Below are 20,977 nucleotides of genomic sequence, written 5' to 3'. Positions count from 1 at the left end.
CGCTACGCGGGACAGATCTTGGAGGATCCTATGCAAGAACTTAAACATTACATCGACGGCGTCGCAGTTGCCGGCACCTCGGGCCGCTTCAGCGATGTCTACAATCCCGCCACCGGCGAAGTGCAGGCGCGCGTGCCGCTGGCCACCCCTGCCGAAGTCGATGCCATCGTCGCAAAGGCGGCCGAGGCGCAAAAAGGCTGGGCCGCGACCAACCCGCAGCGCCGCGCCCGCGTCATGATGAAGTTCGGACAACTCATCAACGAACACATGGACGAGCTGGCCGAGCTGATCAGCCGCGAACATGGCAAGACCCTTCCCGACGCGCGCGGCGACGTGCAGCGCGGCCTTGAAGTGGTCGAAGTCTGCATGGGCGCACCCAGCATGTTGAAGGGCGAGTTCATGGACTCCGGCGGCCCCGGCATCGACCTCTATTCGATGCGTCAGCCCCTCGGCGTTGTGGCTGGCATCACCCCCTTCAACTTCCCCGCGATGATCCCGCTGTGGAAGATGGCCCCCGCGATTGCCTGCGGCAACGCCATGGTGCTCAAGCCCTCTGAGCGCACCCCCTCCTGCGCCATCCGTCTGGCTGAACTGTTTGTCGAAGCGGGCCTGCCCGCCGGTATCCTGCAGGTCGTGCATGGCGATAAAGAGGCCGTCGATGCCCTGCTCGACAACGACACCATTCAGGCTGTCGGCTTTGTCGGCTCGACCCCGATCGCGCAGTACATCTATGGCCGCGCGGCGACAAATGGTAAGCGCGCTCAATGCTTTGGTGGTGCCAAGAACCACATGATCATCATGCCCGACGCCGATATGGACAAGGCCGCCGATGCGCTGGTCGGCTCTGGGTTCGGCGCGGCTGGCGAACGCTGCATGGCGATCTCGGTCGCGGTGCCCGTTGGTAAGGAAACCGCCGACATTCTGATCGAAAAGCTGATCCCGCGGATCGAAAAGCTGAAGGTCGGGCCCTACACCGCAGGCGAAGATGTCGACTACGGCCCCGTCATCACTGCCGCCTCCAAGGACAAGATCAACGGCCTGATCACCTCCGGGGTTGAGCAGGGCGCGACGCTTGTGACCGACGGTCGCAACTTCTCGCTGCAGGGCTATGAGGATGGCTATTTCGTCGGCCCGACGCTGTTCGACAACGTCACCGCCGACATGGAGATCTACAAGCAGGAGATCTTCGGCCCGGTCCTCAGCCAGGTCCGCGCCGAGACCTATGAGGAAGCGCTCAAGCTGACCATGGACAATGAATACGGCAACGGCACCTCGATCTTCACCGCCGATGGCGACACCGCGCGCGACTTTGCCAGCCGCGTCAACGTCGGCATGGTCGGCATCAACTTCCCGATTCCCGTGCCGCTGTCCTACTTCAGCTTCGGCGGCTGGAAGAAGTCGGCTTTCGGCGATCTCAACCAGTATGGCCCCGACGCTTTCAAATTCTACACCAAGACCAAAACCGTCACCGCGCGGTGGTTTTCCGGCATCAAAGAGGGCGGCGAGTTCAATTTCAAAGCCATGGAATAGAAATTTCATGCCGCGATGACACGTCGGGGGTGGCCTTTGGCTGCCCCCTTCGTATTTGTAGTGAGATGGGGCGACGAAACCCTTCCTTTTCGCTTTGCAGCCAGACTGAGAGAACTGACACCGATCTGAATAAGGAGACTGACAATGCGTCCTGTCTGGAGGAAGGCCTTGATGGGGTTCACGACTGCCGTTTCCTGCACCGTTGGCGTTGCTGCATATGCAGCCTCCGCACCGGATTTTGAGGGGCAGCGTTACTACCGGCTCAGCACGATGTTCCGGGGCCCGAAGATGAGCCTCGATATCGTCAACGGGGGCGAGAAGACGGATACTCCGCGCCTCGCCTCGGCCTCTGGCGTCTCGGGGCAATATTGGCGCATCCAGCCAGCCGGACATGGCTTCTGGCGGCTCAGCACGATGTTTCGCGGCGGCTCTATGTGCCTCGAAGTGATCACCAGCGGCGCCCAACGGGGCGAGGCAAAGCTGGCTCCCTGCACCGATTTCAACGGTCAGCTGTGGCGCATCACTGAGGGCGAATTGGGCTATCTGCGTCTCAGCACCCGCCTGCACGGCCCCGGCATGTGTCTGGACGTGTTCAACGGCGGACCGGATGACAATCAGCCGATCCTGTTGAAATGCGGCGGATATACCGGGCAGCTCTGGCAGATTCGCCCGACCGACAGCTACGAGCGGGACTAGACGGTCCCGCCCACCCTGCCGGCGTCACGCCGCGAAGGGATCCTCGCTTGGCACGTCCGGGAAATTGGCCGGCGTGCCTGGTTGCAGCACCTCGACGATGGCCACCAGTGGCAGGCGTATCGCATCCGCCTGCGCCAAGCGGTGATGACGGCTGCGCCCACATTCAAAGCTGCCCTCGCGAAACGCCCGGCAGGCCGTCGGGCGCGCCGCGTAGACCGCACAGGCCAGCCCGCCCCCCGGCAGCGGCATCAGCTGGGCGCAATGCCCGGCCTCCATCCGCATGTAGGTTTCACCCTCCAGCGCAACCACAGCATGGGCGGGCAGCCCACGGCCCAGATCTTCGGGAAACAGTTGGATATACCTGTCGTGGCCGCCGAAACAGCAGGCACCACACGCGACACAGTCGAGAGGTTCTTGAGACAATTTGAAGGATCCAGGCGCCGGCCGGCGGCTACAGGTCCGACGGCGATGCGCAGCGTCTGCCATATCGCGACGCAATGGAATCAGGAAGCGGTTTCAACATCGCCTTGACCTTTTCGCCCGCACGGTATCGGCTGTCACTCTGAGCGGCGTTTGAGGAGGTGCCGCTTCACATCCGACTGGGAGGGAGGAGACAGATGGATTTCGCACTCAGCGACGAACAGCAGGCCATTTTCGACATGGCCTATGCCTTTGGGCAGGACAAGATTGCGCCCCACGCCCGCGCGTGGGAAGACGGGGGAGAAATCCCCAAGACGCTCTGGCCCGAGATTGCCGAGTTCGGCTTTGGCGGCCTCTATGTCAGCGAAGACAACGGCGGCGCCGGTCTGACGCGCCTTGATGCGACCTTGGTGTTCGAGGCACTGTCGATGGCCTGCCCCTCGGTCGCGGCCTTTCTCTCGATCCACAACATGTGCGCCAAGATGCTCGACAGTTACGCCAGTGACGCCCTGCGCGACGCGCTGCTGCCTGGCGTGCTGACGATGGACACCGTGCTGTCCTACTGCCTGACCGAGCCCGGCTCAGGCTCCGACGCCGCCGCGCTGAAATCCAGGGCCGAGCGGACGCAGGACGGCTACACCCTGACCGGCACCAAGGCCTTCATCTCCGGCGGCGGGTATTCCGACGGCTACCTCGTGATGGCCCGCACGGGCGAAGCCGGGTCGCGCGGCATCTCCTGCCTCTATCTGCCTGCCGACACCGACGGGCTGTCCTTCGGCGGGCTGGAGCAGAAGATGGGCTGGCGCTCTCAGCCGACCCGCGCCGTGCAGATGGACGCCTGCCCGGTCCCCGCCGACAACCTGCTGGGGGTCGAGGGCAAGGGATTCGCCTATGCCATGGGCGGGCTCGACGGCGGGCGGCTGAATATTTCGGCCTGTTCGCTGGGGGCGGCGCAGGCCGCGCTGAACGCCACGCTGACCTATATGTCCGAACGCCGCGCCTTCGGCTCCAGCCTCGACCAGTTCCAGGCTCTGCAATTCCGCCTCGCCGATATCGAGATCGAGCTGCAGGCCGCCCGCATATTCCTGCGGCAAGCCGCGTGGAAGCTTGACACCGGCGCACCAGATGCCACCAAATACTGCGCCATGGCGAAGAAATTTGTCACCGAAGCAGGCTCTCGTATCGTCAATCAGTGTCTGCAACTTCATGGCGGCTACGGCTATCTTGCCGACTACGGAATTGAAAAACTGGTGCGGGATCTGCGTGTCCATGAAATCCTTGAGGGCACGAACGAGATCATGCGGCTGATCACAGCAAGGACGATGCTCAAGGCATGAGTGATATCTTAATTCGCAAGACCGGTCGCGCAGGGCATATCACCCTGACCCGCGCGGCCGCCCTGAACGCCCTGACCTACGGCATGGGGATGGCGATTGATGCGGCGCTGGCCGGCTGGGCCGATGACGACGCCGTCGCGCTGGTGATCATCGACGCCGAGGGCGACAAGGCCTTCTGTGCCGGCGGCGACATCCGCGAGATGTACGAGACCGGCACCGCCGGCGACTACAGCTATGGCCGCACCTTCTGGCGCGACGAATACCGCATGAACGCGCGCCTCGCCGAATATCCCAAGCCCGTCGTGACCTTTCTGCAGGGGTTCGTCATGGGCGGGGGCGTCGGGGTCGGCTGCCACGCCAGTCACCGCATCGTCTGCGACAGCACCCAGATCGCCATGCCCGAGGTCAGCATCGGCCTTGTGCCGGACGTCGGCGGCTCGCTACTGCTGGCGCAGGCCCCGGGGCGTCTGGGCGACTACCTTGCCCTGACCGCCGCGCGCATGGGGGCCTCGGACGCCATTCACGCCGGTTTTGCCGATCACTACGTCCCTGCCGCCGGATGGGAGGCACTGAAAGCCACGCTGATCGCCACCGGCAAGCCCGACGCGATCCGCAGCGCCGCGCGCAAGCCCGAGCCGGGCCGCCTCAGCGGCGAATCGGCGCTGATCGACGCGCTGTTTGCCACCCGCGACCTCGCCAGCATCACCGCCGCGCTGGAGGAGGACGTCTCCGACGAATTCGCCGCCGCCGCGCTGAAGGCGATCCAGCGCAACGCGCCGCTCTCCATGGCCTGCGCGCTTGAGATGCTGACGCGCCTGCACGGCCAGCACAGCCTGCGCGAGGCGCTGGCGCTGGAGTACCGCTTTACCCACCGCGCGATGGAGCATGGCGATTTTCTGGAGGGCATCCGCGCCCAGATCATCGACCGCGACCGCAAACCGAAATGGCGTCATGGCCTGAAAAGCGTGCCCGATCAGACCGTGACCGACATGCTCGCCCCGCTGGGCGAAGCGGAACTGACATTCGACAGCGCGCCCTGAGCGATCAGCGGCGCGCGCCCTTTGGGAGGAGGAGCAGAGATGAACATCGGATTTATCGGACTTGGCAACATGGGCGCCCCGATGGCGCGCAATCTGGCCGCCGCGGGCCATGCCGTCACCGGCTTTGACACGGCAAACGTCAGCCTCGACGGTGTCACCATGGCCGCCACCGCAGCCGAGGCCGCGACGGGCCGCGACGTCGTCATCACCATGTTGCCCAACGGCGACATCCTGCGCCGCGTCGCCGCCCAGATCCTGCCAGCGATGACCAAGGGGGCCTGCCACATCGACTGCTCGACCGTCGATGTCGACAGCGCCCGCGCCGTTGCCGACCTCGCCGTCGCGCAGGGCCTGCTGGCCGCCGATGCGCCCGTCTCCGGCGGCACAGGCGGGGCCGAGGCCGGCACGCTGACCTTCATGGTCGGTGCCTCCGACGCCGCCTTTGCCACCGCGAAACCGCTGTTCGACATCATGGGCCAGAAGGCCGTGCATTGCGGCGCTTCCGGCAATGGTCAGGCGGCCAAGATCTGCAACAACATGATCCTCGGCGTCACCATGATCGCCACCTGCGAGGCCTTTGCCCTCGCCGACAAGCTGGGCCTCGACCGGCAGGCCATGTTCGATGTCGTCTCGACGTCCTCCGGGTCGTCGTGGTCGATGAACACCTATTGCCCGGCCCCCGGCATCGGCCCGAAATCCCCCGCCGACAATGGCTATGCTCCCGGCTTTGCCGCCGATCTGATGCTCAAGGACCTGCGCCTGTCACAGCTCGCCGCGAAAGGCGCAGACGCCGACACCCCCATGGGCGCCGCCGCCGAACAGCTCTATGCCCGCTTTGTCGAGGAGGAAGACGGCAAAGGCCGGGATTTCAGCGCCATGCTGCCGCGCTTTTCCGCGCGCAGCCGCAGCTGACCTTCGGCGACATTCGGCCCATCGGAAAATCAGATCAGACGGAAGCTCTCTCCTTGCGCGTTTAACCTCTCAAGAACGCATGACACAGGCAAAGAGGAGCTTCCCATGTCACTCTCTTTCGTAAAGAACACCGTCCGCACCCTTCTGGCCGGCAGCCTCGCCCTCGGGATGGTCACCGCACCGGCTCTGGCCCGCGGCAATGATCACTCGGAAAACTGCGGCAAGGGTCAGCGCTGCATCGTGCAGTATGACAAAGGCCACAAGAAGGACGACCATGGTCGCCACGACAAGAAAGACGACCACCGTCGCTACGACAGAGACGACCGGTACGAGCGCGACAGCCGTCACGACAACCGCGATGGCCGCAAGTTCTACCGTCTGAGCGAGCGTGAATACCACCACCTGCCGCGTCTGCCACGGGGCGAATCCTATCGCCGCGACGGTGACCGGGTTGTGCGTATCAACGACAACACCGGCGCGGTTCTGGCGATACTGGGGCTGTTCACCGCGCTGACCGTCACGCGCTGATCCGGCCTCGGAAAACATAATTAACAAATCGACAAGCGCGCCCCGGAACCTTTCGGGGCGCGCTTGCGTTCACATCTCAACAGGCGGAAAAAAGCCGACATCCCGGACACGGGACGCCATCCCGGCAAGACAGACGACCCCCGGGAAAGCCAGATGGAGAGACAGATGAAGCGCATGATCCCCCTCGCCCTGACAATCGCCCTCGGCAGCGCGACCCTTGCCACCCTGCCACACTCCGCCAATGCTCTGATCCCCGACGATGTGATGGTCTTCAAGGCCGCCTCCCATGGCAACACCCGTGGCTGCCCTCCGGGTCTGGCGAAGAAGTCCCCCGCCTGCGTGCCGCCGGGCCTGGCCAAGAAAGTCATGCCCTATGTCATCGGCGACCGTATCGACCCCGGCTACAGCGATGTGATCCGCGTGCGCCAGCCCGGCCTCTATGGCCTCGACCCGCGTGCCGTATACTACCGCGTCGATGATCGTGTGGTGCAGGTCGACAGCCAGACGATGAAGATCGTCCGCCTGATCGGTGCCGTCGCTGACGTGCTGAACTGACGGCCCTTTCCCGCCCGCGACAGGGCTGCCCCCTGATCGCGTAACGCCCCACCGCAAAACACGAAACGGACCTGATGATGACGCATTTTGCTCTGCGCCTGCCGACCCTGCTTGCCCTGTCGCTGGCCATTCCCGCCCTGAGTGCAACCGCCGCCAATGCCCGCAGCTGTGACGCCATCAGCGAAGGTATCGCCTGCCTCTCGGCCGAGCCCATCAGCACCGATCTCAATCCCGCCGCCCATCTCAGCAACGACTCGTCCCTGATCGATCAGGACGCCGTCACCCAGCCTGCCGACACGCAGGCTTTCCAGCCCGGCGACGTGCTGCCCTACAAATACATGGTCCTGATGAACACCGCGCGCTACGGCCTGCCGAATGCGCAAGACGGTTGGGTCTATTTCGACGTCGACGGTCAGATCTACCGCGCCAGCCTCAGCACGCGCGAAGTGATCGACCGGGTCACGCAAGAGGCCAACACCTTCTATCAGGCCCGCCTCGTCCGCTGAGCCTTCCCTGAACCAGAACCCAAAAGGGGCGCGCTGTCACCAGCGCGCCCCTTTTCGCATCCTCCAGCGGTGGAGGCCTATTCGGCCGCCACCTTCGCTGTCTTCAGCATATCCTTCAGGTAGCGTCCGGTATGGCTGGCCTCGACCTGCGCCACGTCTTCCGGCGTGCCGATGGCCACGACCTCGCCACCGCCATCGCCGCCCTCGGGGCCGATGTCGATGATCCAGTCCGCCGTCTTGATGACGTCGAGGTTATGCTCGATCACCACCACCGTATTGCCCTGATCGACCAGCTCGTGCAGCACCTCCAGCAGCTTGCGCACGTCCTCGAAGTGCAGACCCGTCGTCGGCTCGTCGAGGATATAGAGCGTGCGCCCCGTGGCCCGACGCGACAGCTCTTTCGACAGCTTGACGCGCTGCGCCTCACCGCCCGAAAGCGTCGTCGCCTGCTGGCCCACCTTGACGTAGCCAAGGCCCACACGCACCAGCGCATCCATCTTCTCGCGGATGTTCGGCACCGCCTGAAAGAACTCCTGCGCATCTTCAACCGTCATATCAAGAACGTCGGCTATGCTCTTGTTCTTGAACTTAACTTCCAAAGTCTCACGGTTGTAGCGCTTGCCGCGGCAGGTCTCGCAGGTGACGTAAACATCGGCAAGGAAGTGCATCTCGATCTTGATGACGCCATCGCCCTGACAGGCTTCGCAGCGCCCGCCCTTGATGTTGAAGCTGAACCGCCCCGGCTTGTAGCCACGCGCCTTGGATTCCGGCAGACCGGCGAACCAGTCCCGGATCGGCGTGAAGGCCCCGGTGTAGGTCGCGGGGTTACTGCGCGGCGTGCGCCCGATGGCCCGCTGGTCGATGTCGATGACCTTGTCGAGGTGTTCGAGCCCCTTGATCGTCTCGCAGGGTGCCGGGGTCTGCCGCGCCCCGTTCAGCCGCATCGAGGCCGTCTTGAACAGCGTCTCGATGGTCAGCGTCGACTTGCCGCCCCCCGAAACCCCACTGACGCAGACAAACATCCCCATCGGGAACTTGACCGAGACGTCTTTCAGGTTGTTGCCCGTCGCCTTGACCACCTCGATGGACTTGCCATTGCCCTTGCGCCGCTCTGCCGGCACCTCGATGGCGCGCTTGCCCGACAGATATCGCCCGGTCATGCTGTCCGGATTGGCCGCGATCTCCTCTGGTGTGCCTTTGGCCACGACATGGCCGCCGTGCACCCCGGCACCGGGGCCGATATCAAAGACATAATCCGCCTCGCGGATCGCTTCCTCATCATGCTCCACCACCAGCACCGAGTTGCCCTGATCGCGCAGGTTCTTCAGCGTCTCCAGCAAGCGCCCGTTGTCGCGCTGATGCAGACCGATCGAGGGCTCATCCAGCACATACAAAACGCCCGTCAGGCCCGAGCCGATCTGGCTGGCCAACCGGATGCGCTGGCTCTCGCCACCACTTAAAGTACCACTTGAACGTGCCAGCGTAAGGTATTCCAAACCCACGTTATTCAGGAACCCAAGACGTTCCCGGATCTCTTTCAGAATGGGCCGGGCAATCTCGCCCTTCTGCTTGCTCAGCTGATCGGAAACCGTCTGGATCCAGTCCAGCGACTCACGGATCGACATCTGCACGACATGCCCGACGTGCAGCCCGGCGATCTTCACCGCCAGCGCTTCGGACTTCAGACGGAACCCGTTGCAGACGCCGCAGGGCCGGTTGTTCTGGTAGCGCTCGAACTCCTCACGCACCCAGTTGCTGTCGGTCTCGCGATAGCGTCGCTCCATGTTCGGCACCACGCCCTCAAAGGTGCGGGTGACGTTGTAGACGCGCCCGCCCTCGTCATAGCGAAAGGCGATCTCTTCCTCGCCCGAGCCGTAAAGAAACGCCTTCTGGACCTTCGCCGACAGGTCCTTCCAACGGGTGTTGGCGTCGAAACCATAGTGCTTGGCCAGCGCCTCGATCGTCTGCAGAAAGTACGGCGACTTGCCTTTGCGCCAGGGAGCGATCGCGCCATCCGCAATCTTCAGCTGCGCATCGGGCACCATCAGCCGCTCGTCAAAAAACAGCTCGACACCCAACCCATCGCAATGCGGGCAGGCCCCATCCGGCGCGTTGAAGGAAAACAGCCGCGGCTCAATCGACGGTATCGAAAACCCGCTGACGGGACACGAGAAATTCTCGCTGAAGGTAATCCGCTCCGCCTCGCCGCCATCCTCTTCGCGAGGCGCGGTTTCCAGCACGGCGATACCGTCAGCCAGGTCCAGCGCGGTGCGGAACGAATCTGCCAGACGCGTTTCCATGCCTTCGCGCACGACAATCCGGTCGACGACGACGTCGATGTCATGGCGGAATTTCTTGTCCAGCTTCGGCGGCTCATCGAGCTCGTAAAACGTGTTGTCGACCTTGACGCGCTGAAAGCCCTGCTTGCGCAACTCGAGGAATTCCTTGCGGTATTCCCCCTTGCGGTCGCGCACGATGGGCGCCAGCAGGAAGGCGCGGGTGCCCTCTTCCATGCCCATGACGCGGTCTACCATGTCCTGCACCTGCTGCGCCTCAATCGGCAAACCGGTCGCCGGGCTGAACGGCGTGCCGGAGCGCGCGTAGAGCAGCCGCAGGTAGTCGTAAATCTCGGTCACGGTCCCCACGGTCGAACGTGGGTTCTTGCTGGTCGTCTTCTGTTCGATGGAAATCGCCGGGGACAGGCCACTGATATGGTCCACGTCCGGTTTTTCCATCATGTCGAGGAACTGGCGCGCATAAGCCGACAGGCTCTCGACATAACGGCGCTGGCCCTCGGCATAGATCGTGTCGAACGCCAGGCTCGACTTGCCCGAGCCCGACAGCCCGGTGATCACCACCAGCTGATCGCGCGGAATATCCACGTCGATATTCTTCAGGTTATGTTCGCGCGCGCCGCGCACCTCGATATTCTTCTGTTCCGCCATTGCAGGCCCCCTCGGGTGAATGGTTGAAATCTAGTTTAAGCCCGCCGATCTTCCAAGGGTAATTGAAGAACATTTAACGAACTTAACGGTTTTCGCCGCATTGCAGCGGCCCAGACCCGCGCAAAAGCAAAAGGGCGCCCCGCAGGACGCCCCCAGATTTGCGCGACTGGTGACAGATTACATATGGATCTCGCGACCGTAGGCGGCAAGGACCGCCTCGTGCATCATTTCGCTCAGCGTCGGGTGCGGGAAGACGGTGTTGATCAGATCTTCCTCCGTCGTCTCCAGCTGACGGCCGATGACATAGCCCTGAATCAGCTCGGTCACTTCCGCGCCAACCATATGCGCGCCCAACAGCTCGCCGGTCTTGGCGTCGAACACGGTTTTCACCATGCCTTCCTGCTCACCAAGCGCCACGGCCTTGCCGTTGCCGATGAAGGGGAACTTGCCGACCTTGACCTCAAAGCCCGCCTCTTTCGCCTTCGCCTCGGTCAGGCCAACGCTGGCAACCTGCGGGTGGCAATAGGTGCAGCCCGCGATGCTGCCCGGCTTGATCGGATGCGGATGACCGCCTGCCGCCAGCTCGGCCACCATGACGCCTTCATGGCTCGCCTTATGCGCCAGCCAGGGCGCCCCGGCGATGTCGCCGATGGCATAGAGGCCCTCGACCGAGGTGCGGCAGAACTCGTCCGTCACCACATGGGTGCGGTCGATCTTGACGCCCAGATCCTCCAGCCCGAGGTTTTCGGTATTGCCGACGATCCCGACAGCCGAGATCACGGTGTCGAATTCCATCTTCTCGATCTTGCCGCCGGTTTCGATATGGGCGACGACCTTGCCTTTGCTGCGGTCCAGCTGCTTGACCCCGGATTTCTCCATGATCTTCATGCCTTGCTTGACGAACTGCTTCTTGGCGAAGGCGCTGATGTCGGCATCCTCCACCGGCAGGACGCGGTCCATCACCTCAACCACTGTCGTGTCGGCGCCGAAGGTGTTGTAGAAGCTGGCAAATTCGATGCCGATCGCGCCCGAGCCGATGACCAGCAGTTTCTTCGGCATCCGCGGCGGATTCAGCGCGTGGCGGTAGGTCCAGACCAGATCGCCGTCGGCCTCCAAGCCCGGCAGCTCACGCGCCCGCGCGCCGGTGGCGACGACGATGTGCTTGGCCGTCAGCTCTTCGCTGCCCTTGTCGGTCTTCACCGAGACCTTGCCCTTGCCGGCCAGTTTCGCCACGCCCATGATTACCGTGACCTTGTTCTTCTTCAGAAGGTGCTTCACGCCACCTTCCATCTGCGCCGCGACCCCGCGCGACCGCTTGACCACCGCGCCAAGGTCAAAGTCGAACTTGTCCGCCGACAGCCCGAACTCCTTGGCACGCTCCATCAGGTGGAACACCTCGGAGGAGCGCAGCAGCGCTTTCGTCGGGATACAGCCCCAGTTCAGGCAGATGCCGCCCAGGTTCTCACGCTCGATGATGGCCACGTTCAGGCCAAGCTGTGCGGCACGAATGGCCGAGACATACCCGCCCGGACCCGACCCGATCACGATGAAATCGAAAGATTTGGACGCCATGTGCCCCTCCGCTGCAAACTCGTTCAGAATATAGTTTGACGTTAAACTATCTCTACTCAACCCACAAGAACGCCAGGGCACTTCTGCCCGGTCGCACCTGACAGGCTGCTATGCATCGCCCCGATAGCGGGCGACGCGGCCTGACGCCCACTGTCACAACCCCTGCGCCCGCTGTCAAACAACAAGCTGCCCTGCGGCGCATGTGAAAACGCCGCCCCCGTTTCCGGGTGCGGCGGTCAATGTCGTCGGGCGGTGCCGGATCAGCCTGCGGCTTGCAGCTTTTTCACCGTCAGGCCATAGCCACCCTCTTCGAGATAGGCGGCCTCGGGCCCGGTGAAAGAGCGGTCCAGCGCCTCGTTGCGGTAAGGAAAGCGGCCGAACTTGCGGATCACTTCGCGGTGCGCCTGTGCGTGCAGCATGTTGGAATCGCCGGTTTCGGGCATCCGATCCACCATCAGGCGAATGCAGCGTTCCTGATCGCAGAGGTTTTCCGAATGCATCAGCGGCAGGTAAAAGAACTGCCGCGCCGGTTCGTCGATCCGCATGTCCCAGCCGTGGCGGATCGCCATCTTGGCCGCGGCCAGCGCGATACCGTCGGTCTTGAACGCCTTGCCGTCTCCGCGGAACATGTTGCGTGGGAACTGGTCCATCAGGATGACATAGGCCAGCGCGCCAGCGGGATAGGTCAGCCACAGCCCGAAGGCACCGTCACAGGCATTCTGCCAGGCGTCGCCGAACCGGTCGCGTATGGTCTGATCAATCTCTTCGCCGCCCGAGTACCACCCGGCCGGTCCAACCTCGTCAAGCCAGAACGAAAGCACCTCATCTGGGGCAATCATGGCGGACTCCTCTCTATTAGCCATTACGCCGTTGGCTGCAGCCTTACAGAGGTTTTACAATATTGAAATGCCAAATCTCGGAATTTCAGGCGCTAACATTGCCCTCAGGCGGTGCTTTCGTCCGCCGCTGCATCCTCAGCCGCCTCTGCCGCCCATTCCTGCGCCGCCTCGACTGCCACCGGCGAGGCCGACATCATGACCGGAACATAGCTCGCCGTATCGTCCGAGGACATGCCCGGGCGGCGCGTCATGCGGTAGGCTGCGTAGCCTGCGGTCGCCAGCAACAGCGTTGCGATGAACAGGAAAAAGCCACCCGGCCCCACCATGGTCATCACCCAGCCGGTCAGCACCGGCCCGCCGATCGCGCCGAGGCCGTTGATGAACATCATGCCCGCGCTGCCCGCCGCCATCTGATCGGTGTCGAGGTAGTCGTTCAGATAGGCCAGCAGCAGCGAATAGAGCGGGTTGATCATCGAGCCGATGATCGCCGCCGCCACCAGCAGCACGTAAAAGTTGTCGCCAAAGACAAAGCCCAGCAGCGCCCCGACCCCGGCGATGACCGCTTCGCAGCCGATCAGCAGGCGGCGGTCCATGCGGTCCGACAGCCAGCCCAGCGGGAACAGCGCCAGCACCGCGCCGACATAGAACATCGAGATGAACAGCGAAATCTGCGGAATGCTCATCCCGGCTTGTGTGCCGAAAACGGCCGCCATACCGAACTGCGCAGAGAACGCGCCGCCCACCAGGAACACGCCGACGATACTCAGCGGAGAGGTTTTATACAGCTCTTTCAACGACATCGGCTTGGTACTCTCGAACGCCGGGGTCGGCGAGATCGACAGCAAAATCGGCGCAAAAGAGATCGAGACGAGGATCGAGGGCACGATGAACAGCACAAAGCCCGCCGGATCGCCCAGCAGCAGGATGCCCTGCGCCGACAGGATGCCCAGCACCTGCACGATGGAATAGAGCGCCAGCGACTGGCCGCGCGTTTCGTTGGTGGCGGCGTTGTTCAGCCAGCTTTCGGTGGTGACGTACACGCCCGAGAAACAGAAGCCGATGATCAGCCGCTCGACCATCCAGGCATAGGGGTTGGCATAGGCCGGATAGAGGATCAGCACCGCCGAGATGAACGAGGCCAGCGCCGCAAACACCCGCACATGCCCGACCCGCCGGATCATTCCCGGCGCCAGACGCGACCCGCCGAGGAAGCCTGCGAAATAGGTCGACATGACCAGCGACATCTGGAAGGTCGAAAAGCCCTCGATCTCGCCGCGCACACCCAGCAGGGTGCCTTGCAGACCATTGCCCAGCATCAGCAACATCAGACCGAGCAGCAACGCCCAAGAGCTTCTAAGAACCTGGATCATCCGGTTTCTCCCTTTCAGGGCACCGAACAGACCGGGTCAAACCAGAACTTGGCTCAATCGGTCATGAGAACGGCAGTTTCAAATTCAGTCGCGTCACGACACGATACAACAAGTGCCTGCTTTTTCACGTCACGAGCGCGGGATCAACAGAGAGGCATCTCCGTACGAGAAGAATCGGTAATTTTCCGTCACCGCATGGGCGTAGATCTGCCGGACCCGCTCTTGCCCCATCAGCGCCGAGACCAGCATCATCAATGTACTCTTGGGCAGATGAAAATTTGTTATCAGCGCATCGGCGACGGCGAACTTAAATCCCGGATAAATGAAAATATCCGTCTCGCCCTGCCAGGGCGCGATCGCGCCGGTCGCGCGCGCCGCGCTCTCGATCAGGCGCAGCGCCGTGGTGCCGACGGGAATGACACGGCCCCCCGCCGCTTTCGTGGCGGCAATCTCGGCCGCGGCAGCCTCGCTGACATGGCCCCATTCGGCATGCATCTTGTGGGTCGTGACATCCTCGACCTTGACCGGCAGAAAGGTGCCCGCGCCGACATGCAGCGTCACATGGGTGAACCCGACGCCCATCTGCGACAGCCGCGCCAGCAGGTCCTCGTCGAAATGCAGCGAGGCCGTGGGCGCCGCCACCGCCCCGGAATGCTTCGCCCAGACGGTCTGGTAGTCATCCTTGTCCTGCGCATCGGGGGCGCGCAGCGCCGCGATATAGGGCGGCAGCGGCATGTTGCCGGCCTCGGCCAGCGCGGCATCGAAATCCTCGCCCGCAAGGTCAAAGCGCAACAGGCCCTGCCCGTCTTCCTTGGCCTCCAGCACCGCCGACAGACGGTCGGAAAAGCGGATCACCTCGCCCTCCTTCACCTTGCGCAGCGGCTTCAGCAGCGCGGCCCAAGTGCCATCGGCGCGCGGCTCCAGCAGCGTCACCTCGATCTGCGCCTGCGTGTCGCCTGCGTCCGAACTCCGCGCCCGCACGCCCGACAGCCGCGCCGGGATCACCTTGGTGTCGTTCAGCACCAGCCGGTCGCCGGGGCGCAGCCAGTCGCCGAGGTCGCGCACCACCGCATCGCTGATCGCATCGCCCTCGGCCACCAGCAGCCGCGCGGCGGAGCGGGGCTTGGCGGGGCGGGTCGCAATCAGCCGCTCGGGCAGATCAAAGTCGAAATCGGATAGGTGCATGTCGTCTCTCCTGGCAGCGGCTGTTGCGCTACACCGAAACCGCCCCGCTTCGCAATGCTGCGGCTATTTCGGCACCACCGGCGCGGGCCTGCGAAAGATCTCGCGGAACATGCCCGGCGTCAGCAGCGACAGCGGGTTGACCCCGACCGACGGCGCCGAGGCGGGCCCCTTCAGCGTGAAGTTCATGCCGAACAGCCCCTCGCCCTTGCGGGTCAGGAACGACCCGATGCCGTTGAGCACATAGAAGGGCGACACCACACCCTGCATGTCCATCGCCTTGCTGCCCATGTCATAGGTGCCGTCCATCGAGATCCCCATCGACGCCCCGACAGCGCTTGAACTGCGCAGGTACAGCTTGTCCGGCGTCAGGCGGAAATCGGCCTCGACATCGGCAAACAGGATGCCTTGCCCCGCCATCTGCTCCAGCAGACCGACCACGCTGATCGAGCTCAGCAAGGCCGCCATCGCCGGGGCATCCTGAATCGACAGGTCCTTGACCACCAGCTTGCCGTCAAAGCTGCCCTTCTCGCCCGTGGGCCTCAGCGTCAGGCCAAGCGCGCCGCCGCGCCCCTTGGACAGCAGACCGGCGGCGGCAATCACCGCGCCCGCATCGGCGGCGTCAATGCGGATCACCTGATCGCCCTTGTCGCGGATCACCCGGCCCTGCACCACCGGGCCGCCATTCATGCGGCCGCTGAAGTTGCCCTGCATCCCCCCAACGGTCGAGAAATCCCCGACGAACCCGTCCAGCCGCATCGCGTTTGAAATCAGCAACCTGTCAAACTTGACCGAGAGCGGACCGCCCGCACCACCTGACGGCAGCTGCGGCAGATAGCGCAGATCGAAGGTGCCGCCATTGACCGCCACGCCGGGCGACTGGCCCTTGCCGCGCCCGCTCAGCACCACCGGCGCATCCAGCCAGCGCCCGACCGTCACGCGCGAAAACCGCGCCGCCGCCATGCTGCCATCCGCCGCCAGTTCGATCTTGCCATCGGCCGCCAGTCCCGGCGCCTCCAGATGCAGCTTGTCGATCGACACCGGCGTGCTCAGCTGCCCGCCGATCTCCAGCGTGCCCTTGGCGGCCTCGCTCAGCCGCCAGCCGATCCCGTCGATGCGCAGGCCCAGCCCCGCAAGGTCCGAGGTCAGCCGGAACGCAGGCACCCCGCCTTTCGGCAGATCGACCCGCAGCTGCGCCGTGCCGCGCCCCGCCACCGTGCCCTCGGGCAAACCGTTGAGGAAGGCCTTGGCAAAGCGGTCATCCAGCGTCACCGAGGCCACAACCTCAGACCCCTTGGCATCCTTGCCCAGCGCCGTGCTCCAGCCGCCCTCAAAGGGCACGCCGTCCAGCGTCCCGGCCCCGGCGATCTTCAGCTGCCCGGTGTCGCCGGTCACCGACAGGTTCTCGGCTTTCAGCGTCTTGCCCGGCAGCAGCTGATCGCTGGCCACATCAACCAGCTCGGCACTCAGCTTCAGCTTCACCTGCTCCAGCGGCAGATCCTTGATCAGCGGCAGGGTGATCTCGGCCTGCGCCCGAGCCTCGCCCGAGGCGAGGTCAACCGGCTTGTTGGCCTTGCTCAGAAACCGGAACGGCTCCTCGTCCAGCAGGGCCAGCATGTCGCGGATCTGACTGTGCGTGCGCAGGTTGATCTGCCCGATGGTCGGCTTTTGCGTCACATCCGCCACCACGAAGGAGGAGCCCGCGATATCGATCATCCCGGCGGTGCCTGCGCCCTCGGGGGCGGCAACCTGCCCCGCATCGGCCTGCACCACGAAACGGTTGCGCAACAGGCTGGCATGGCCACGCCCACCCGTGATCGGCGGCAGGGTCTTGAGGTACTTTGCCGTCAAATCGCGAAACTCGAACCCCAGATAGATGTCGGGCTTGCCGCCATCCGTGGCGCGCACCCCCAGCTGCAGGTTCTCCAGCGTGCCGGACTGCACGTTCTTGTCGATCCAGTCGCGCGTCTTGCCCACGGCCGAGGGCGGCCAGTAGCTCAGCAGCGTGCGCGCCTCGATCGCGTCCATATGGCCGTCCAGATGCAGCCCCCAGCCCCCGGCATCCGCCGCCATGTCGCCGCGCAACACCATCCGCTGATCGCCCTGGCGCAGCGTCAGCGCCCCGAGGCTGAGGCGGAACGGCTCCAGCTGCAACTGCAGATCCAGCTGCGCCCCCTCGACATGCACGGGCTCGGGGAACAGATCCGCCGGGTCGGCCACCACGTCACTGGCGCGCAGCTGCCCGACCAGCGCCACCGGCGCGCCCTCGCCGCCGGTCAGCTTCAGCTCGCCCTCTGCCTCCAGCTGCACCCAATGGCTGTCGACCGATAGTTCGGAAAAACGCAGCGACTGGCTGGCCGGATCATAGGTGAAATAGGTCCGCGCCGCATTGAACGGGATCGGCTTGGCGCCTTGGGTGGGTTGCAAAACCCCGGCGCCGATTTGCAAAGTCGCGTTCAGCGGCCCGACGGCCCCGGTCTCGTCCAAGCTCACCCGCAGGGCGCCCGACAGCGGCGCATCCAGCACCCCCAGCCAGGCCAGCGCCGGGCTCTGCGTCGCAAGGTCCGCCGCGGGCATATCCTGCACCGACAGGGCAAACTGCCCGGCCCGGCTGCTCAGCGTCGTCGTATAGCTGGTGTCGATCACCGTGGCATAGGACCGCCCCCCCAGCAGCGCAAAGTCGCCACCGATGCGCAGGTTATCGCCATCCCGGCTCAGGCTCAGCCGCCCACCATCCAGCGACCAGCGCCGCGCCGCCCGCAAATCCTCATAGACCATCGTCAGGCCCTGCCCGTCGATTCGCCGCAGACGCGACAGCGCCGGTGTGCCCAGCAGGTCTTTCAGCTCCTCCATGGCCTCGGCCACATCGCGCCCCGCCTCCGCAGCCGAGGCATCCTCGCCCGCAGGCGCCGTCAGCGGAGCCGCTTCGCTATGCGACACCACGTCGAAATCGCCATCGGCATTGCGCCGCACCCGCAGATGCACCCCCGACAGCATGATCTCCCTCGGCTGCAACCGCCCCAGCAACAGCGGCTCCATCGCCATGCGCGCCGACATGTCCGCCAGCGTCAGCCGGGTGCGCCCGTCCCCCATCGCCAGTGTGACACCGCTCAGCTGCACCCGAGGCTGCCAGCCATGCTCCACCACCAGCGACAGCTGTTGAAACCCGACCTCCAGCCCCGGTGTCTGCGCCTCGATCTTGCGCTCGATCTCGGCACGCAGCCACTCGGGCACCTCCAGCCTGCCGTTGTCGCCCGCGACATAAAAGGTCGTGACCCCCAGGATCACCAGCGCCATAGCAAAGACCGCGCGCAGCGACAGCAGGATCAGCGCCGAACAGCTGCGCAGCGTCCAGTGGGCCTTGCGCCTGTGGTGATAGCGTCGCGGACCCATGCGGCCATGCTCGGTCGCCGGGGTCGTCTCGGAGGCACTTTCGGCCGCCGCACGCTGACGCGCCCGCCAGCGTTTGCGCGCCGCAGGGTCCGCCGCCGCCTTGCTGGCGACAGGCACGGGCTTGCCCGGCAAGGCGAACCGCTTGCGCGCCCGCGCGCCCTTGGCAGCGCCCTTGCCCGCGGCCGTGCCATGGGCATGCGCATGATCGCCCGGCGCAGCCGTCGCCTGCGGGCCAGCCTCGCCACCCCGGTCCACGACATCGCCCGCGCTCTCCTGGTCCGCCCCTGAAGACCTGTGCCTGTCGTCCATACCCTGTCCCGTTACGTCCCGCACTGCGCCAGGGCCCTGCTCTCAGGCCATCGCTACAGCACGCAAACCATCCGCTTGCCCGCGAAAAAGCGAAGCACGTCAGACGATGCCTTTAATCTCTTCCGCCAGCGCTTAATATGGAAGCACGAAATGTTCCTCAGGAAAGGCAAAACTATGCCCATCGAAGGCGATACCGCCCCGGATTTCACCCTCCCCAGCACCAGCGGCGGCACGATCACTCTCTCGGCCCTGCGTCCGGCGCCGGTGGTGGTGTTCTTCTACCCCAAGGACGACACCCCCGGCTGCACCACCGAAAACAAGGATTTCACCGCCCTCTCGCAGGATTTCCAGCAGGCCGGTGCCCGCGTCCTCGGCATCTCCAAAGACACCATCGCCAAGCACGAGAAATTCCGCACCAAACATGAGCTTGCCACCGAACTGCTCTCGGATGCCGATACCACGGTCTGCGAAGACTGGGGCGTCTTCAAGGAAAAGAACATGTACGGCAAGACCTACATGGGGATCGAGCGCGCCACCTTCCTGATCGATGCGACCGGGACCGTCGTGCGCGCCTGGCCCAAGGTCAAGGTCGCAGGCCACGCCGAAGAGGTCCTCGAAGCCGTCAAGGCACTCTGACCCTCCCCGACGGCGGCCCCCTTCGCCGCCGTCGCCCCCCATCAAGCGCCCCGCCACCACCTTCTTCTTGCCTCAATACTCCGGGGGAGCGCCAAAGGCGCGGGGGCAGAGCCCCCCCTGCGCGCTCTCGGACCTCGCCGCCCCCGCAGCACCTGCACCGCGTTTTCGCACCGTTCAGTTGCCGACGCGATACCGACCAGATACCGACATCCCGATTCAGCCGTTTCCGAGCCTTCCGCCGACGCCGCGCGCCCTCTATACCGGCCCCGGCAACCGACCCAGATGAAGGACCCCGCCATGACGCCAGCCAGTGCAAAGACCCTCACCCAAATGGCGGTCGAGGTGCTGAGCACCGCCGACGGCCGCGCCAAGACGGCGCTCTCTCATGCCCATGCCGCCGCCTGGCGCGCCGCACGCGACGCCGGTGCACCGATCCCGATCGGCACCGCCACACCGCCGCTGCAACCCGCCCGTCCCGTCAAGCCCGACCTGCTCGCACCGCGTGACGTGCCCCGCCGTCGTCCCGGCACCGGCCCGGGCCGTATCGCCCTGCTGCATGCCGTCGCGCATATCGAGCTCAACGCCGTCGACCTGCACTGGGACATCATCGCCCGTTTCGGCCATGTGCATATGCCGCAAGGATTTTATGACGACTGGGTCAAGGCCGCGGATGAGGAAAGCAAGCATTTCAACCTGATGTGCGACTGTCTTGAGGCGCTCGGCTCGCACTATGGCGCGCTGCCGGCCCATGCCGGCATGTGGCGCGCTGCCGAGGATACCGTGGACGACCTCTTTGGCCGCCTCGCCGTGGTGCCGATGGTGCTGGAGGCCCGCGGCCTCGACGTCACCCCCGGCATCATCGAGATCTTCCGCAAGGCCGATATTTCCCAGGCCGTAGAAGCGCTTGAGACGATCTACGCCGAAGAGGTCGCCCATGTCGCCTATGGCTCGAAGTGGTTCCACTACCTCTGCGGGCGCCACGAACACGACCCCAAACCGATGTTCCACGCCCTCGTACGCCAGTACTTCCACGGCACCCTGAAGCCCCCCTTCAACGAGGAAAAACGCGCCGAAGCCGGTCTTCCGCCAGATTTCTACTGGCCCCTGACCGAGCGCGATTGACCTCCGAAATCCCGCGCGACCGACGCCCCCTCACCCAGCCATCCGCCCCGAAAAACCATTCATTTCGGCGATTTCCTGCCCGATC

At 64.5% G+C, this 20,977-nt stretch carries 17 protein-coding genes; 10 read left to right on the top strand and 7 right to left on the bottom strand.

What is annotated here, in order from left to right; translation table 11 throughout:
• Positions 1-30: 30 nt before the first annotated feature.
• Together F3W81_RS02745 and F3W81_RS02740 are read left to right on the top strand one after the other, a co-directional pair.
• Positions 31-1,530 (top strand): CoA-acylating methylmalonate-semialdehyde dehydrogenase, encoded by a 1,500-nt coding sequence (locus tag F3W81_RS02745; protein WP_193082146.1) that lies wholly within the window; start codon positions 31-33, stop codon positions 1,528-1,530.
• 171 nt (positions 1,531-1,701) lie between these two features.
• Positions 1,702-2,226 carry an RICIN domain-containing protein gene (locus F3W81_RS02740; RefSeq protein WP_193082145.1) on the top strand — a complete coding sequence of 175 codons (525 nt, stop codon included), beginning with the start codon at positions 1,702-1,704 and terminating at the stop codon, positions 2,224-2,226.
• 24 nt (positions 2,227-2,250) lie between these two features.
• On the opposite strand, the gene F3W81_RS02735 is transcribed toward F3W81_RS02740, so the two are convergent.
• Entirely contained in the window at positions 2,251-2,649 is a 399-nt protein-coding gene (locus tag F3W81_RS02735; RefSeq protein ID WP_193082144.1) for a YkgJ family cysteine cluster protein, read from the bottom strand.
• A gap of 194 nt (positions 2,650-2,843) precedes the next feature.
• Here F3W81_RS02735 and F3W81_RS02730 point away from each other — a divergent pair, with 194 nt between their 5' ends.
• The 6 genes from F3W81_RS02730 to F3W81_RS02710 all read left to right on the top strand — a co-directional run bounded on the left by F3W81_RS02730 (position 2,844) and on the right by F3W81_RS02710 (position 7,524).
• The gene (locus tag F3W81_RS02730) at positions 2,844-3,983 is read left to right on the top strand and encodes an acyl-CoA dehydrogenase family protein (protein WP_193082143.1); all 1,140 of its coding nucleotides are present in this window, start codon (positions 2,844-2,846) and stop codon (positions 3,981-3,983) included.
• Positions 3,980-5,023 (top strand): enoyl-CoA hydratase/isomerase family protein, encoded by a 1,044-nt coding sequence (locus tag F3W81_RS20700; RefSeq protein ID WP_226941826.1) that lies wholly within the window; start codon positions 3,980-3,982, stop codon positions 5,021-5,023. The genes F3W81_RS02730 and F3W81_RS20700 overlap by 4 nt, the downstream gene beginning before the upstream one ends.
• A 39-nt stretch (positions 5,024-5,062) precedes the next feature.
• Entirely contained in the window at positions 5,063-5,935 is an 873-nt protein-coding gene (gene mmsB / locus F3W81_RS20695) for a 3-hydroxyisobutyrate dehydrogenase (protein ID WP_226941825.1), read from the top strand.
• A gap of 105 nt (positions 5,936-6,040) precedes the next feature.
• Entirely contained in the window at positions 6,041-6,463 is a 423-nt protein-coding gene (locus F3W81_RS02720) for an RcnB family protein (RefSeq protein ID WP_193082142.1), read from the top strand.
• 165 nt (positions 6,464-6,628) lie between these two features.
• Positions 6,629-7,018 (top strand): hypothetical protein, encoded by a 390-nt coding sequence (locus tag F3W81_RS02715; protein WP_226941824.1) that lies wholly within the window; start codon positions 6,629-6,631, stop codon positions 7,016-7,018.
• Between the two features lie 77 nt (positions 7,019-7,095).
• A complete protein-coding gene (locus F3W81_RS02710; RefSeq protein ID WP_193082141.1) occupies positions 7,096-7,524 on the top strand; it encodes a hypothetical protein in 429 nt (142 codons plus the stop codon).
• Between the two features lie 77 nt (positions 7,525-7,601).
• Here the strand turns inward: F3W81_RS02710 and uvrA are convergent, their stop codons facing one another.
• The 6 genes from uvrA to F3W81_RS02680 form a co-directional block, all read right to left on the bottom strand.
• Positions 7,602-10,469: an excinuclease ABC subunit UvrA gene (gene uvrA / locus F3W81_RS02705; RefSeq protein WP_193082140.1), complete on the bottom strand. Its 2,868-nt coding sequence runs from the start codon at positions 10,467-10,469 to the stop codon at positions 7,602-7,604.
• A 177-nt stretch (positions 10,470-10,646) separates the two neighbouring features.
• Positions 10,647-12,041, bottom strand: a complete 1,395-nt coding sequence (lpdA, locus tag F3W81_RS02700) for a dihydrolipoyl dehydrogenase (protein ID WP_193082139.1) — start codon at positions 12,039-12,041, stop codon at positions 10,647-10,649.
• A 260-nt stretch (positions 12,042-12,301) separates the two neighbouring features.
• Positions 12,302-12,880 (bottom strand): DUF924 family protein, encoded by a 579-nt coding sequence (locus tag F3W81_RS02695; RefSeq protein ID WP_193082138.1) that lies wholly within the window; start codon positions 12,878-12,880, stop codon positions 12,302-12,304.
• A gap of 104 nt (positions 12,881-12,984) precedes the next feature.
• Entirely contained in the window at positions 12,985-14,250 is a 1,266-nt protein-coding gene (locus tag F3W81_RS02690) for an MFS transporter (RefSeq protein WP_193082137.1), read from the bottom strand.
• Positions 14,251-14,379: 129 nt separating this feature from the next.
• On the bottom strand, positions 14,380-15,435 hold the full coding sequence (gene queA / locus F3W81_RS02685; RefSeq protein ID WP_193082136.1) for a tRNA preQ1(34) S-adenosylmethionine ribosyltransferase-isomerase QueA: 1,056 nt from the start codon (positions 15,433-15,435) through the stop codon (positions 14,380-14,382).
• A gap of 63 nt (positions 15,436-15,498) precedes the next feature.
• The gene (locus tag F3W81_RS02680) at positions 15,499-19,134 is read right to left on the bottom strand and encodes a YhdP family protein (RefSeq protein WP_193082135.1); all 3,636 of its coding nucleotides are present in this window, start codon (positions 19,132-19,134) and stop codon (positions 15,499-15,501) included.
• Between the two features lie 174 nt (positions 19,135-19,308).
• On the opposite strand from F3W81_RS02680, the gene F3W81_RS02675 reads away from it, so the two are divergent.
• Together F3W81_RS02675 and F3W81_RS02670 are read left to right on the top strand one after the other, a co-directional pair.
• The gene (locus tag F3W81_RS02675; protein WP_193082134.1) at positions 19,309-19,770 is read left to right on the top strand and encodes a peroxiredoxin; all 462 of its coding nucleotides are present in this window, start codon (positions 19,309-19,311) and stop codon (positions 19,768-19,770) included.
• Between the two features lie 297 nt (positions 19,771-20,067).
• On the top strand, positions 20,068-20,892 hold the full coding sequence (locus F3W81_RS02670) for a ferritin-like domain-containing protein (protein WP_226941823.1): 825 nt from the start codon (positions 20,068-20,070) through the stop codon (positions 20,890-20,892).
• Positions 20,893-20,977 lie beyond the last annotated feature (85 nt).

The organism is Pseudooceanicola spongiae, from assembly GCF_014899185.1.
GTDB classification, from domain to species: domain Bacteria; phylum Pseudomonadota; class Alphaproteobacteria; order Rhodobacterales; family Rhodobacteraceae; genus Pseudooceanicola; species Pseudooceanicola spongiae.
Note: the sequence above shows the minus strand (reverse complement) of the source record. Positions and strands in the feature narration are given on the sequence as shown.